Source organism: Legionella sp. W10-070 (genome assembly GCF_900640175.1).
Lineage (GTDB): Bacteria > Pseudomonadota > Gammaproteobacteria > Legionellales > Legionellaceae > Tatlockia.
Genome location: NZ_CAAAJC010000026.1, coordinates 17,463 through 32,520, shown reverse-complemented (window position 1 = coordinate 32,520; position 15,058 = coordinate 17,463). Strand labels below are relative to the sequence as shown.

Below are 15,058 nucleotides of genomic sequence, written 5' to 3'. Positions count from 1 at the left end.
GCATTTCCGCAGGGTTTTTTCACGTTTCGATAAAACCATTTCAGCATTTTTAGGGTTTATTCACTTTGCCGGAGCGCTGATATGGATGCGTTAGAAATTTCGTTCACAGAACCTAGAGAAAAGCAAATAAAAAGATGGAAAAGACAATGGAAAATTAACTTAATTGAGTCAAACAATCCTCAGTGGATTAATTTGAGTTACGAACTTTTTTGACGGATGGATCCCTGCCTTCGCAGGGATGTACGGGACCGATAAGCTTCTCCTGGAGGAAGGAGGGTTTATCGGTTTACTGCTATTCGTAATTAACTGTGATTCGCTCCTCTTCCTGCGCTACCTGCACGGCCTTATTGCCTTCAAATAAAGAGGAATGACTCGATTTGACTGCGGTCGATTTTCTCCAGTCCGGACGTTGTGATTTCTTCGCAACGCCATGCTCACGCGAAGAACAGGCATTTTCAGGCCCGGATTTAACAAAGCTTACCATGCGATTACGGCTTGGATCTTCCGTTCTGATTAATGGCACATCAGGACCCTCTATCGCATAACCCAAACCATGTTTCTCCAGCAATTCTTGCCAATAGGACATAGGGTGGAAATTTCTGGTTTCATTCACTTCATCTTGAAGACTAATCCCTGTCACGGCATTGAAAATAGTATGCGCCATATACGCCATGCTAAACGATTTTTCATCGACTACATCATGATCCACTAATAGGAAATGACCACCATTACGCAGTACTCGACGTACGTCTTTTAAGAATGTTTCCAGTTCATTATCTGGGAAATGATGGAGACCCACATAACAAGTAATAACATCTGCACTATTGTCGGGAAGATCAGCAAGATTAGGTTTACTGTAATCAAGTTTTTGAAATTGATGATAAGGTGTCGGAAATCCAGTTTGAATATAATCGGTCATCGATACTGCATCGAGAACTGCAATAATTTTCCCTCTAATCTCAAATTGATTTTTAAATCCAGCGACAAATCTTCCTGGGTAACCAATCTCAACCAAACCATTAATTTCTTTAATGCCAGCTAACAACAATTTTGCTTGATCGGCCAAATCTTTTTTAATTGCTGATAAGGAATTTAGAATACGATAAACCGATCCTGCCTGTGATGGCATCACCTCAGGTAGTCGTCTACATAATTCTTCATAAATTTCTGCATGGGAATCTTTATATTTTAAGATATCCGCTAATAAATCATATAACTTATTATCATCGACTCGTTGCAAAACATTGCGCAAAAAACCAGCAAATTCTTTTCTACTGGCCTCATCTTTCATAATCACTTTAAAGTGATTTTCTTGAGGCTGCGGCGCAATGTATTTTTGGTAAAAACCACTGACAAATAAATTATCCGGGTCAACTGTTGCCTTTATACGACGGAACGCTTCTGCATGAGGATAAGCTTTATCAAAATCCTCTGGTGAGGAGACATGCTGATAGGGTAAATAATAGGCTCCCCCCATTTCAACAGTCATTTTTTGCGCTTCTCTAAGCCATTTTTGCGCCTGAACCACCTTTTCTTGCTGCAACGATTGATTAAAGCAGAGAACTACAGCAAAACGATCGCCATCATAAGCATAAGACAAGGGGGATTTATTGTTTTGTTTTACAAAACGCACAGAGGCATTAAGTAGGACAACATGATTATCTGTCAGTAATTTACCTAGTTTTGATAGGAATGGTGCAAGATTTTCAGCAGGTAGAAAATATTCTTGTAACCACTCTGCTTCACTTAATGCCGGGGTAAACATCGCACTAATCGGCGGTTGCATGATTGCATTGGTCGTAAGCGGTTTGGCCTTATTGGCCAACAACCGCCCCGATTCACCCGCCCAATAAAATTTCCTTAACCAATCAAAACGTCTGGCCAAATTAATCAGGATCCGTTCTTCACGTTTACCATCTGCACGTTCAACTGTCAGATTGGGGGTGATACAAGGCTTTTCTGTCCCTTCCTTAACATAATTAACCGCAACTCCACTGCCTAAAAGGTTTTTAGGATCCAAGGATAAGCGAAATAAATGCATACGATTTTTTTCATCTGCCAGAACATGCTGATAAAAATAATCTACATAATCACTAATCGGAATCTTCACACCTTTTTCCATTAGCAATTCATTGTCGGTTAATTGGATGGTTACACTCACAACAATAGCAACTAATCCTAACCCGCCAGTAACCGCATGAAATAATTCGTCCCTGGGGGTAAGGGTTTGTTTTTCACCTTGAGCATTAATAATATCCATCGAAAGAATTACATTGGATAACATCCCCTTGTCATGTTTCCAACCATGGATATTCGTACCGATGGAACCGCCTACAGAAAATACATTGGATGCCTGCATAACTTGTAAAGCCAGCTTATGTTTATCCGCTTCAACTTGTAGCTCTTTCCAGCGAGTACCAGCACCGACAGTAGCCGTTTTCTCTTTTGAATTAATTTCGATGGTATTGAATTTCTTCAAATCCACAACGGTGATGTTTTCTTCCCGAAGAAATTGTTTCCCTTGACTAAAACCAGCCCCCACTGGAATGATTTTATCCCCCCGTCTTGCAGCATTAGCAATAATGCTTTGTAATTCTTCAACGTCTCCTGGTACTTTAAGCTCTGCATTTGGAGAATGATAATAGTAACTACCCCCTGAAATAACCCCTGTTTCAGACCTTTCAGGAAGAAAATAATTTCCGGCAAGTTTTGGATTTAAAAAACCTAGCGGGGCAGAAACTAACACCAACAGATTTTTACTAAAAAGCGTGTTATATTTCTTTTGTTGCATTAATCGCTGATCTTGCACATCATCAACTCGCAATGCTGAGCCAATTGCATAACGGACACTAAGTAAACCAGCTACTCCTAAGTCTACCAAAGCCAAGGGCAAAAAAACGAACCCATAAATAGTGCGCACTTTAAGCGCTCGCCAAACATGCCCCCAAACGCCTTTTTCTTCATTGCGATAAGCGTTGTCAATCATGACAGCAGGAATAGCCGTTAATTTAGCTAAACCTGGAAAAAAATTAATCTTCATCCCTATTTCCTTTAAAAATTATGAATAAACTTGACTTCAACGCCTTCACATCGATTAAGATTGTTAGTTACTTCTTGCAAATACTTGACTGGGATATCAAATAAACACATGCGGTAATTGGGGTGGATATCATCGCCATAAGCATAGAGCAGGTTAACTTTCTTTTCTTTTAATTGCTGAGCTTGTGATGCCATCGCATTAGAATCTGCTACCAGACACTTTACTTGTACCTGTTCATTGCCAGCAATTTTTTTCACCTGAATGTCTTGCTCTTCTAATGCCTGAATCGTATTTTGGAAAGCAGCGTAACGAGGGGCCCTTAATTCTGCATAAATAGAAATGTAACTAGCATTCTTTTTCTCCTTAGCATAGACATGATCTTTCACAATGCTTACCTGAGCATTCTCTTTGATTGATTCTATTTTAGAAATGAATTCCTGTTTGGCCTTGTCAATTCCACTGCTTTCCTTTGATTTAAATTTAACAATCATGTCCGTTGTAGCAGGAACAATATTGCTTTCCTGGTGAAACCAATAACTTAATGGTTTTGAAATCCAATACCTGGCGCTTAACTCAGCTGAAATGCATTGATAACTAAACCAGTCACCCCAAGTCTTATTGGCACATTCCTTATAGGCACGCACTAACTTTTGTTTTGCTCCTTTGTAATCATGATCATAGAAAGGGATCGTTTGTAAGTCTGAGGCATATTGTTGGAAATACTCAGCCAGATGATTCTGGAGCGGTGTGGAATTTTTCTTATTTAAGAAAGGTCGCAAGAATAAGGAAATAACCCCTTTCGGTGCATACTCCAGTGTCGTAAAAATGCCAATAAAAGCGGCCATTAATCCATATTCTGAATTTAAAATACTACTTGCAGAATCATATTTCCGGGATACAAAGAATGATTTAAAAGTGACTCTCCATAAACCATAAATTTGGCGAAAATAGGGAAAATGGAACAGGGAACCCCCTTCTTTCATATATTTCGCCAGCTCATCTGCCATCTCTACATTACGCCACTCAAAAGTAGTCATGAAGGATTGATATTGACGACGTGGATAATCCGATTTTTCTGTATGCGATAATTTGCTATTGAGAATTTCTAAATACTTTCCCATCTAATACTCCTTAAAAACCCATTCCTTGCTGACAGGCGAAATTAAGGGTATGAAGTTCAACAGAATCTTACTAAAGATTCTAAAGCTCAATGTCATCAAATTAGAACGATATCTAAATTAAGGATTGCTAAATCTGACCCTGCAGGTATTGTTGGCAATAAAATTATGATGAAAATAAATGATGCCTTAAAACTTCACTTAGACCTGACTTAAAATATAGCTAACTTATATGCTACTATTGAATACTATATCAGGTCCGTGAACAAATTTTGCCGAGCGAAATGTGAATAATTGAGCGATTGGGTGCTTGGCACAGCCTGTTAAAATTTTACGCTAATTATCTGCTGAAAATGCCCGCTTTTAAGTCATTTGCTGTTCTAGCGCTTGCCAGTCAAGCAAGGCAACGGAAGGCAAGTTGGGGAGCAGATTAATGTTGGAAACAACAGGCAGCATCTCCTTACTCACGTCCCAAAGAAAGGCATAATTTTTAAGTTCAGCCACGGCATATTGAATGATGCAATCGCCTATGGCCTGGCTAAGTAAATCGCGCTGCCCTGCAGTGGCGATTAAATCATCAGATGCCATCATAAGATTATTTGCCTCAGCGTCAGCGATGATCATCTCGGATTCAGTCTCGAATGCTTCACTGGCAAAATCAGGCACTTCAACCAAGCTTGATGCAGTCTGATGCACTTCCCCTTTCCCCTTCAATGTTACGGGCTGATTTTCCTTTTTTTCATTGCTGACAAACAGGGTTTGCGGTGCCGTCAGACCTTCTACAGCTGCCACATTGGGAAGAGGGCCGATTATTACCCGGTTAAACAACGCTTTTTTTACTATCCTGACTGGGTAGGGATAGCGATTAGATAATTCCTGAGCGTAGTTAATCGCATTACGGGGAATTTTAAACGCCCCCGCCTGAATGTAAAAAGGAGCCTGTAAATTACTACTTAAATGCCTGGTATTTTCCAAGCCATACAATTTTGCTGCCTGTGAGTTAACACTTACCATCACAGCCACCAAAAGGCCAATACTTTTCAGACAGGATTTCCACTTAGCTTGTTTCATTGATTATCCTTAACCACAAATCAGGAATAATTGGGAACTTCCAGATTATGGATCACTTTCATTCTCCAGCCAACCCCTTTAGCCATATCGCCCTGGTATGTTAGTCTCAATGAGACGCTTAACTGTTCCCCGCCTGAGCGCACCTCGTATCGGCTGATAATGGAGGAAGCTACAATCCCTTCAGCATACAATCTTTAGCTGGTGTCCTCAATTAATTTTTTGCGGCGAAGAAAACTTGATTAAGAACAGTCTTCTGGTTAATCCTGTTTTTTAATGATGCTTTTTAAACAATCGGGCCCGATCCCGCTCCCAGTCCCTATCCTTAATGCTGTCTCGCTTATCATGCGTTTTTTTCCCTTTGGCCAAGGCTATTTTTATTTTCACCCGATTATTTTTCCAGTAGAGGGATAAAGGTACGATGGTGTACCCTTGTCGCTCGACACTACCGATAAGCTGGTTGAGCTCTTTGCGATTGAGCAGCAATTTGCGGGTTCTTGTGGCATCCGGGAAAAGATGTGCCGAGGCAGTCGGTAAGGGCTGGATTTGCGCACCTAACAAAAAAGCCTCGCCGTGCTTTATAATCACATGGGCATCAGAAAGATTTATCTTTCCTGCCCGCAGACTTTTTACTTCCCATCCTTCAAGAACCAAACCGGCTTCATGTTCATTTTCTATAAAATAATCAAAACGTGCTTTTTTGTTGGTGGCAATGCCAGCACTTTGCTGCTTACGGGCAGTCATAAAACACCTGAGGATATCAACTTTGCAAAGCGGATATTATACACAGAATAACAAGTCTTGGCGAAACCCCGACTTTGAACTAGTCTATACCCAAGATAACCCTATCTGGAGAGAACAATGAACGTTGGCGAGAAAGTAGCCGATTTTGAATTTACTGCCACCAATAACACTCGGGGCAAATTAAGCGATTATCAAGGCCAATGGCTGATCCTCTACTTTTACCCCAAGGATTCAACGCCAGGTTGTACGGTTGAGGGTCAGGATTTTCGTGATGCCTATCCTGAGCTGCAAACATTAAACAGCAAGGTCTTGGGCATTTCTCGCGATAGTTTGAAATCGCATGAAAATTTCAAAGGCAAGCAGCAATTTCCTTTTGAACTGATTAGTGACCAGGAGGAGTCCTTGTGCAAGCAATTTGATGTAATCAAAATGAAATCCATGTATGGCAAGCAAGTACGTGGCATTGAGCGCAGTACCTTTATTATCGATCCCCGGGGTATCCTGCGGCATGAGTGGCGCAAGGTGAATGTTAAAGGGCATGTAGCGGAAGTGATGGAGACGTTAAGAGAATTAGAAAGCCAAGATAAGGCTTGACTCCATTCGCCCCCCTCAGCACAATGATTAGCATCTATCTGACAGGTGAAACGAATGGGTATAGAAAATAAAACAACCAAATTGTTCGTGCTTGATACCAATATCATGATGCATGATCCCTCTGCTATCTATCGATTTGAAGAACATGATGTTTATTTACCCATGGTTGTTCTTGAAGAGCTGGATAGTCATAAGACCGGTCTCTCAGAAGTGGCACGCAATGTGCGCCAAACCAACCGGATGTTAGTGGAGTTAATGAGCAATGCCAGCCATGAGGAAATTGTCCAGGGCCTGCCCATTGCTGATTTCTTAAGCGGCGAAAGACAGAAAGGAAGCGGGCGACTTTTTTTTCAAACCGATGAATTTGAACAATTGCGTCCTACCTCCTTACCAGGTCATAAGGCAGACAATACCCTGCTCGCTACAGCACTCGGCTTGCAGAAAAAATATCCCGACAGGCAAGTCATTATTATTTCCAAAGACATCAATTTGCGCATCAAATCCGGGATTCTGGGCATCCCGGCTCAGGACTACTACAATGATAAAGTACTGGATGACGTCAACCTGCTGCATAGCGGCTTGCATATTCTTGAAAATAATTTCTGGGACAGCCATGCCAAAAATATGGAGGCCTGGCAGGACAATGGAAAAACCTTCTATCGCATTAGTGGCCCCTTAACCACCCAATGGAACTTCAATGACTGTATCAGCACTGAAGATAATCAATTCCAGGCTGTCATCAAAGAAGTCTCGGAAAATGGTGCGGTGGTACAAATTGCACGAGACTACACCCAATCCAAGCATTCCGTATGGGGGATTATGGCCCGCAATCGCGAGCAGAATTTTGCCCTCAACCTGCTGCTTGATCCAGATATAGATTTCGTAACCTTACAAGGCTCTGCAGGGACAGGTAAAACCTTATTAACCATTGCTGCCGGCTTAACCCAGGTTCTAGATCAAAACCGCTACAATGAAATTTTAATGACCAGAGTCACCATCCCTGTCGGTGAAGACATCGGCTTCTTGCCAGGCACTGAAGAAGAGAAAATGACGCCCTGGATGGGGGCTTTAATGGATAACCTGGAAGTACTGCACAGTTCACAAGAAGGGGGCAGCTTTGGCCGGGGTGCCACGCAGGATTTGCTGCAAAACAAGATTAAAATACGTTCGCTGAACTTCATGCGGGGACGTACCTTTTTAAACCGTTTTATCATCATTGATGAAGCCCAAAATCTAACTTCAAAGCAGATTAAAACGCTGGTTACCCGGGCAGGCCCGGGAAGTAAAATCGTTTGTCTTGGTGATATCAAACAGATTGATACGCCTTACCTGACTGAAACAACTTCTGGCTTGACCTTTGCCGTTGACCGTTTCAAACATTGGCAACATAGCGCCCATATGACCCTGACCCGCGGTGAGCGTTCAAGGCTTTCTTATTATGCTGCTGAACATTTATAACAACCAGAATCAGCAGATCAGGGTGCGATTAAAACGGCGGTTTTTCCTTAAAAATTGTCCGGCAGATCATGCAATCTGGACGTTTTAAATAATGGCCGTATAATGTCTGCTCAATAACTGTGGTCCAAAAGAGGATATCATGAATAACCAAGCCATCACCTTCGATGATGTATTACTGGTTCCAGCTTACAATCATCATGAGTCAAGACGGGTCGTTGATATCAGTACGACTGATCGCCTGGAAAAGCTCAGCCTGCAATTGCCGGTGATAAGCTCCAATATGGATACCATTACTGAAAGCAAGATGGCTAATTTTATGCATAGCAAGGGCGGTATTGGCGCCCTGCATCGTTTTTTAACCATTGATGAAAACATCAGCGAATTCAAAAAATGTAAAGGGCCTGTGTTTGTTTCAGTTGGCTGTACTGACGCTGAACTGCAGCGCGCTGAGGCATTACGCGATGCCGGCGCTGATTATTTTTGTGTCGATGTAGCCCATGCCCATGCCAAATATGTTGGAAAAACATTAAAAAGTTTAAGGCAGTTACTTGGCAGCCGCTGCATCATGGCAGGCAATGTCGCTACCTACGCCGGGGCTGACTACCTGGCATCCTGCGGTGCAGACATTATCAAAGCAGGGATTGGCGGTGGTTCTGTATGCAGCACGCGAATTAAAACCGGATTTGGCATCCCCATGCTTACCTGTATTCAGGATTGTGCCCGCTCCGACCGCTCTATTGTTGCCGACGGGGGCATCCGCACTTCAGGCGATATTGTCAAAGCGCTGGCTTTCGGCGCTGATTTTGTCATGATCGGCGGTATGCTGGCAGGCACCGATCCAACACCAGGAGAAGTGATTACCAAGGAAGATGGCAAACAGGTGAAACGTTACCGCGGCATGGCTTCTCGTGAAGCACAAGAAGATTTTATAGGTCAAATGCATGAATGGAAAACCGCAGAAGGGGTGGCTACGGAAGTGCCTTATCGACAGGCTGAAGAATCGATCATTGCCGATATCATCGGTGGTCTGCGATCCGGATTGACTTATGCGGGCGCCGACACTATTAGCGAGCTGCAACGTAAATTAAATTATGTGGTAGTAACCCAGGCCGGTCGACTGGAAAGCTTGCCCCATAAGTTGCTGGAGCGTTAAGTTTAACTAAAACCTTCCCAATGATTATCCCTCTCCTGGGGAGGGATAATCATTTCTTATTCAAGTAACTTAGAGGGTTGCTGCTACCCCTGCCCCTTCTTCCAATTCAGCAGTTTTATCAGCGCCACTTACCCCTGTTGGCTGTTGTGGCTGCATATCATTCATAACATTCAAAGGATCATTATTCTGACTTGCATCAGTCGCCGTAGGGTTAGCTGCGCTCATCTCAGGAGTAGTAGTATCCATCGCTGCTGTACTTGAATCAGAGGGCATTTGCTCAGCGGAAGCAGAAAAACCCGTAGGTTCTGGGCTAGAGGAGTCATCAGTCGGACTGCCAGTATCCGTAGGGCTTGCCGTATCCATCGTCGGACTGCCGGTATCCGTAGGGCTTGCCATATCCATCGTCGGACTGCCGGTATCCGTAGGGCTTGCCGTGTCCATCGTCGGACTGCCGGTATCCGTAGGGCTTGCCGTATCCATCATCGGACTGCCAGTATCCGTAGGGCTTGCCGTGTCCATCGTCGGACTGCCAGTATCCGTAGGGCTTGCCGTGTCCATCGTCGGACTGCCAGTATCCGTAGGAGTTGTAGCATCGGTCGTTGGGGGTGGACTGGCAGTCTGATTCGTGTCTGTAGGGTTGGCGGTCGTCTGATTAGAGGGGGTTTGGGATGCGGTTTGCTGATTGGTTTGTTGGTTGGCATTCGCAGGTTGGTTCGGCTGATTCGCATCATTTTTTTGCTGAGGTTCTCCCTTGGGGCCACTACTACTAAGCCCTTTCAACTTATCGAGAAATTTCTCGGTTACCGCCGCATTAGTCTCTTTAACAAACTTCTCCAGCTTGTTTGCTATATCCATCCAGGGAAGTTCTGACTTTTTTTCATCATCATCCTCTTTTTTCTTTTTTGGTGATCCTAAAGGCTTTGCCTGCTCTGGCTGTGGTTTGTCCTTGTCTGTTTTTACTGAAGTCTTCCCGGGCGTTGGCGCATTGGCAACCTGTGTCGGATTTGGAGCGCCCCCACCTGGAGCAGGAGCCGGCGGAGTACTGCTTGTAGCAGGTCCGGTTGTTGGCGTTGGAGCTGAAGTGCTCGTTTGCGTGGTATTTGGGTCAACTGGAGTAGCCATGACCATCCCCTATTTAAATAACTAGTTTAAACATAGCATAACCCTGATTATTCAATTTCTAAAGTCAGCTACCCTGGTATTTTCAATTCGTTTACTAAACTCGTACAAATTAATGAGTTATATTTATTATTATAATTATAGGTTAATCATACCAAATGAGGATTAACAAAAATTTAACGGATTTTTATTTTTACACTTATTTTGCAATTGCCAAGGATAGAAATGGATATTGATGATTTCCGCTGTTTACGGCGAGGGAACTCGCTTTTTTGTTTAGATAAAAAAGATACGGCCCTTTTAGCCCCTATTGAACATCGAAACGGCAAAAAACGGCGTGCTTTGCTATTGATCCACGGGTTTACATCCACTCCTGCCGTTTTCCGCACATTAATCCCCTCCCTGTCATTTTATGATGCTATTGTCTGCCCCGTTTTACCTGGCCATGCACATAACCTTGAAGCCTTTGCCAGGGCAAAAGCAGCCGAATGGCTTTTACTAGCGGAACAATATGGGAAAATATTAACCCAGGAATTTGAGCATGTTGATGTGCTGGGATTGTCCTTAGGAGGCCTGTTAGCCTGTCATTTGAGCAACCGCTTTAACATAAACCACCTTTATCTGCTGGCTCCAGCCCTTGATTTACGATTACCCTTGGATAGAACACTAAGGTTCACAAAATTCTTAAACTGGTTGGGATTTAAAGAAATACGCAGCTTCGCAGGGAACTTATACACTGATCTGCACTGCGAAATTGCCTACAGAAAGCTGCCACTCACATCCATAATAGAAATATTCACCCTTATCAAGCAATTTCAATTCATCACCCCCCACTGTCCAACTGATTTATTTTTGGGCTGCCACGATCTGGTTGTTTCCTCCTGGCGAGTAGCAGCACGCTTTGCCAATAAAAAGGATGCGACCATTCATTGGCTGGCTAATTCAGCCCATGTCATACCTCTGGATGGCGACATAGAAAAAATTATCGCCTGCATGAAGCAAAACTGCGCCAACCAGGAGCAAGAGGCCAGCCGAATTTGCAGCCGGTAAAAAGATAAGTGCACAGAACCTAGTACAACGTTTCACTGATTCTGTCTTACACTGTCATTCCCGCACAGGCGGGAATCCATAGCCCAATTTAGCTCCTCACTTCACCTGAGAGATAGATTCCCGCCTGCGCGGGAATGACAAACTGGACAGGTTCAGTGAAACGTTGTACTAGGGGCTTAAGATTTTATTATAACGATCATAATCACGCATAGCGTATTTATCCCATTCCCGCATATCAAGAACGGAGCCATCATAAGCCATGAAATCGGTTCTCAGCGTAGGCAGGTTATAGAAGTAAATATCACTTGCTCCAGTGGCAAGCGTATGCTGGCGTCTTACAGCAGCAATATCAGCAACCGCTCTATCATGAGTTCTGACAAAAGCCCGATTGGCACGTAAATAACGGCCGTTGAAATGTGCATTACCCCATAGCTCCACCTCAAGTCTGTCTACTATGCCAGCCAATTGCATAAATGCACGACCTTTGCCATGTACCGTTAACACCTTGCTTTTAACCCAATACATCCCCAACCAGACCCCTTCATCAAGATCAAGTTTGCTGATATTGATTATTCCTGCCAGTTGGACCTTGGATTTTCCTGTTATGGAGAGTTGTAGGTATTGACTGTTAATACCGCTGATTTGGGTATAACCTCCGCCACTTACAGTCAACCTGCGAAGAACAATGTTTCCCCCCAGGGTAGTACGGCCGGAATTATCGATGGAAAGATCGAGAAGTCCAGAACGAAGGTTAGCCCCCTTCACCTCACCAGAACCTTGATAGCTGAAGGTATTTAAATAGTGTCCGCGGATTTCAACTGAAACAGAGCCACAACGGGGGTAGCCCTTACCCAGAATCACTAGCAAAGCGCCATTCCTGACCTCTGTTTTTACCTGCAGAAGATCGGCAGGATCGCCACGCAAAATGACCTGCGGCTTGGAATAGCCGGTACGCAGGTTAACGTTCATGTTTCCTTCCACTTTAACCTGATTGAACGCGGGGAAAAAACGGTTTTGCTGCGATTTTACTGAGGAGAGGATGACAGTTTGTTTTGTACAGCCGGAAGCTAACAAAATAAAAAATAAAAAGAAAAACCGCATTAACATAATCTGAGGCCCCATTTACTGTATCTCCCTACATTAGAGGAAGTTACCAGAATGCGCAAGATTATCCTACTGCAGGGGTGCGATTTTAAGTGCGGTTTTTCCTTGAAGTTGTGGCTCCGATCCCCAATTTCGCTGGCGCTCCATGCAGGCGTTAATTAACACCTGCGGCAGTTTTCGCACCCCTGCTGCAGATTTTCTGCTTGTAACTTGCTGCCAGATACCTAAAACCAGGAATCACTATTAAAATCTGAGATCGCAATACGTCCAGGGCATGCATCATACCGAGTAAACTCCGGTGCCTTACCCACCAAAGCGGTTAACGTTTCATTAGCAGGAATCAGCGCAGGCAATTGGATAAACACATCAACCAGCATGCCATTCTTACATCCCAGATAAACCTTGTGGGATGCATCCTTGCCAAAGGATTGACGGATTGATTCCCTTAGTTTATCTGCCGAGACAATGTCTCCCGCATGCCGATGGATAAATTGTCCCAGTGCTGTTTGGTTTGCCTCTTGGTTCAAGCGCATAGCCAAAGTGAAATAATCATCGGTTGAAAGCATCTGACAACTGCCATGTTTATTCCATTCATGCCGCTCAAGACAGCTTCCAAAAGCGTAGCTCGGCATCAATTGGCGTAAATTTCTGGCCACATCTTCATTTAAATTGACTGGAGGATAATCGCAATGGTTCTCTTGCGGCTTAACGCCGCAAAATCCATATTGTTGGCCACAAATCTGCTGATTCGGCCAAAATCCATGCAATACCAGATAAGAAGCCTGATAAGAGTCTGTAGCCAGATTCCGGCATTCTGGTTTTCCTGCTTCATAGCCGTAGGTCTGGCAAAAGCCAGGTTGCCAGCTAAGAGCCAGCACATAAGAGTCAGCAAGGCCTGGAATCTGTTCACAAGCGTTTTTTCCATTAGCTTGATAACTATATTCCCCGCAAGCAGCGCTAATCCATCTTAAACTGTTCTCCCCGGTAGGCACCTCTATGCGTAACCAGTCTGGGTTTTCAGCTCGATTTATTTCCCGAATTTCATACTTTTCTGCAGGCTTGATGATTAACTTATCTGGATTGGTCTTTTTATTTTTAGATAAATAAGCCGGACAAGACTTATTGGCTTCAAAGCTGCCGATTACAGTAATCGAAGGATAGGCACAAAAGGAAATTAGAATTAAAAGAAAGGCAACTAACTTTATCATCGACGCATCCCAGCTACATTATCCAGGCTTCAAAGTATAACCGCTATCAACCTGAATTGGTATCTTGGGTATATTAGCATCCGCTTCTGACAAAGAGGCTGGTTAACAGGCGATAAACAAACTTGGCCACTAATAAATCATAAGAAAGGACATGCTCAAGAGGAGAAAAATCACAAAGACAGGCACCGACAGGGTTAATTATTGATGCAAGTGCGTCGATGCAAGCCATGGACTCATCCCACATCAACCCGCCTGGTTCAGGAGAAGGGGTAGCTGGCAGTAAGCTCATGTCAAAAAAATTGACACTTATTGACAAATAAACGCGCTTTTTTCGCAAAAAATCGTTAATTGACTGCCAATCCCAAGTCGCTTTATTATGAGCATAATATAACCGCAACCGATCTTTTTCTCTTTGGGCTAACTGGTAGAACCGTTGATCAATGTTTCGTAAACCCAAACCGAGTAATTGAAGCCGGGGGTGCTTCAGGGCAAGTTCATGAAGAATAGTGCCTTGGGCGCCAAGATGGATAAAAGCCAGCTCCTCGCCATTTGTAAACAAAGGTGAGAGTATATCCGGCATCAGACGATGCTCGCCGCCTAAAATCAGGGCAAATTGCCCCTGTTGCCATAAAGAATCCTGCCATTGTTGCATCAGCTGTATTGCCTGACGCACTCGCTTGCCGGGAGGTATGGCCTTAATCGTTTTGATATTGATTTGCTGGTAAGGATAACAGCCCAGGCGTTCATCAAACAGGTTCATTCCTTGAGAAGCAGCGATTATAGCCTGCGGACCCTGCCTGCAGCCTGAGTCTTCTTCGTATTCAAAACCAAATGGGATAATTAACACCCGCTTTGCTGCGGATGTGGTGACTTCTTTGCTGGTTAACCCTAAAAAACCTTTTGTACAACTGACTTCTTTCAAGATAACCCCAGCTTGAAAAAGATCTCCCCCTTTAATGGTGTACCAAGACCGACAGCAAAGGGGGAAATTGAAGAAACAGCAGGAAATTACACGGCGGTTACATCTTCTGCTTGCAAGCCTTTAGGCCCTTTAGTCACTTTAAACCGTACTTTTTGGCCTTCTTCCAAAGACTTACGGTTAGCTTGACTATTGATTGAGCGAAAATGGACGAATACATCGTCTTGACCATTATCGCGACTGATGAAGCCGTAACCTTTATCATCATTAAACCACTTGACGTGGCCAGTTTCTATATCAGACATTTCTACTTTCCAAATTAATTAAACACACACTTGAGCCAACTACCCTAACCTTTGAAACGTAGTAATTATACGACGCGATAAGTCGCTTCTTTGAATAACAAAAGGAGGGATTTTTCACGAAGAACACTGTTTCCAGCCAGGAAGCTAAGTCTCAAGTAATTTGATTATAACCCAGCGT

General features: G+C 43.6%; 13 protein-coding genes and 1 pseudogene. 5 read left to right on the top strand and 9 right to left on the bottom strand.

The annotated features are described in order from the left end of the window. Window positions 1-94 (top strand): annotated as a pseudogene (locus E1O65_RS10765) (IS5/IS1182 family transposase); the annotation flags it as partial. A gap of 198 nt (window positions 95-292) precedes the next feature. On the opposite strand, the gene E1O65_RS10755 reads toward E1O65_RS10765, so the two are convergent. The 4 genes from E1O65_RS10755 to smpB form a co-directional block, all read right to left on the bottom strand. Then, entirely contained in the window at window positions 293-3,040 is a 2,748-nt protein-coding gene (locus E1O65_RS10755) for an FAD-binding protein (protein WP_133133607.1), read from the bottom strand. An 11-nt stretch (window positions 3,041-3,051) separates the two neighbouring features. Continuing rightward, entirely contained in the window at window positions 3,052-4,161 is a 1,110-nt protein-coding gene (locus E1O65_RS10750) for a hypothetical protein (RefSeq protein WP_133133606.1), read from the bottom strand. A gap of 360 nt (window positions 4,162-4,521) precedes the next feature. After that, on the bottom strand, window positions 4,522-5,229 hold the full coding sequence (locus tag E1O65_RS10740) for an SPOR domain-containing protein (protein WP_133133605.1): 708 nt from the start codon (window positions 5,227-5,229) through the stop codon (window positions 4,522-4,524). Window positions 5,230-5,499: 270 nt separating this feature from the next. Continuing rightward, window positions 5,500-5,970, bottom strand: a complete 471-nt coding sequence (gene smpB / locus E1O65_RS10735) for an SsrA-binding protein SmpB (RefSeq protein WP_133133604.1) — start codon at window positions 5,968-5,970, stop codon at window positions 5,500-5,502. A gap of 117 nt (window positions 5,971-6,087) precedes the next feature. On the opposite strand from smpB, the gene E1O65_RS10730 reads away from it, so the two are divergent. The 3 genes from E1O65_RS10730 to E1O65_RS10720 all read left to right on the top strand — a co-directional run bounded on the left by E1O65_RS10730 (window position 6,088) and on the right by E1O65_RS10720 (window position 9,175). Continuing rightward, the gene (locus E1O65_RS10730) at window positions 6,088-6,564 is read left to right on the top strand and encodes a peroxiredoxin (RefSeq protein WP_133133603.1); all 477 of its coding nucleotides are present in this window, start codon (window positions 6,088-6,090) and stop codon (window positions 6,562-6,564) included. 54 nt (window positions 6,565-6,618) lie between these two features. Next, window positions 6,619-8,022, top strand: coding sequence for a PhoH family protein (locus E1O65_RS10725; RefSeq protein ID WP_133133602.1), 1,404 nt, complete (start codon window positions 6,619-6,621; stop codon window positions 8,020-8,022). A gap of 139 nt (window positions 8,023-8,161) precedes the next feature. Further along, entirely contained in the window at window positions 8,162-9,175 is a 1,014-nt protein-coding gene (locus E1O65_RS10720) for a guanosine monophosphate reductase (RefSeq protein ID WP_133133601.1), read from the top strand. A 69-nt stretch (window positions 9,176-9,244) separates the two neighbouring features. On the opposite strand, the gene E1O65_RS10715 is transcribed toward E1O65_RS10720, so the two are convergent. Beyond that, entirely contained in the window at window positions 9,245-10,297 is a 1,053-nt protein-coding gene (locus E1O65_RS10715; protein WP_133133600.1) for a hypothetical protein, read from the bottom strand. Window positions 10,298-10,519: 222 nt separating this feature from the next. Between E1O65_RS10715 and E1O65_RS10710 the strand changes: the two genes are divergently transcribed. Then, on the top strand, window positions 10,520-11,344 hold the full coding sequence (locus E1O65_RS10710; protein WP_133133599.1) for an alpha/beta fold hydrolase: 825 nt from the start codon (window positions 10,520-10,522) through the stop codon (window positions 11,342-11,344). 168 nt (window positions 11,345-11,512) lie between these two features. Here E1O65_RS10710 and E1O65_RS10705 read toward each other — a convergent pair whose 3' ends face one another. From E1O65_RS10705 to E1O65_RS10690, 4 genes are all read right to left on the bottom strand, one after another. Beyond that, complete coding sequence (locus E1O65_RS10705; RefSeq protein WP_242601594.1) at window positions 11,513-12,466, bottom strand: DUF2807 domain-containing protein; 954 nt, start codon at window positions 12,464-12,466, stop codon at window positions 11,513-11,515. 206 nt (window positions 12,467-12,672) lie between these two features. Beyond that, on the bottom strand, window positions 12,673-13,656 hold the full coding sequence (locus tag E1O65_RS10700) for a ribonuclease T (protein ID WP_133133598.1): 984 nt from the start codon (window positions 13,654-13,656) through the stop codon (window positions 12,673-12,675). A gap of 73 nt (window positions 13,657-13,729) precedes the next feature. Next, a complete protein-coding gene (locus E1O65_RS10695; RefSeq protein WP_165474957.1) occupies window positions 13,730-14,578 on the bottom strand; it encodes an arginase family protein in 849 nt (282 codons plus the stop codon). Between the two features lie 86 nt (window positions 14,579-14,664). Further along, on the bottom strand, window positions 14,665-14,880 hold the full coding sequence (locus E1O65_RS10690) for a cold shock domain-containing protein (protein ID WP_133133596.1): 216 nt from the start codon (window positions 14,878-14,880) through the stop codon (window positions 14,665-14,667). Window positions 14,881-15,058: the final 178 nt, after the last annotated feature.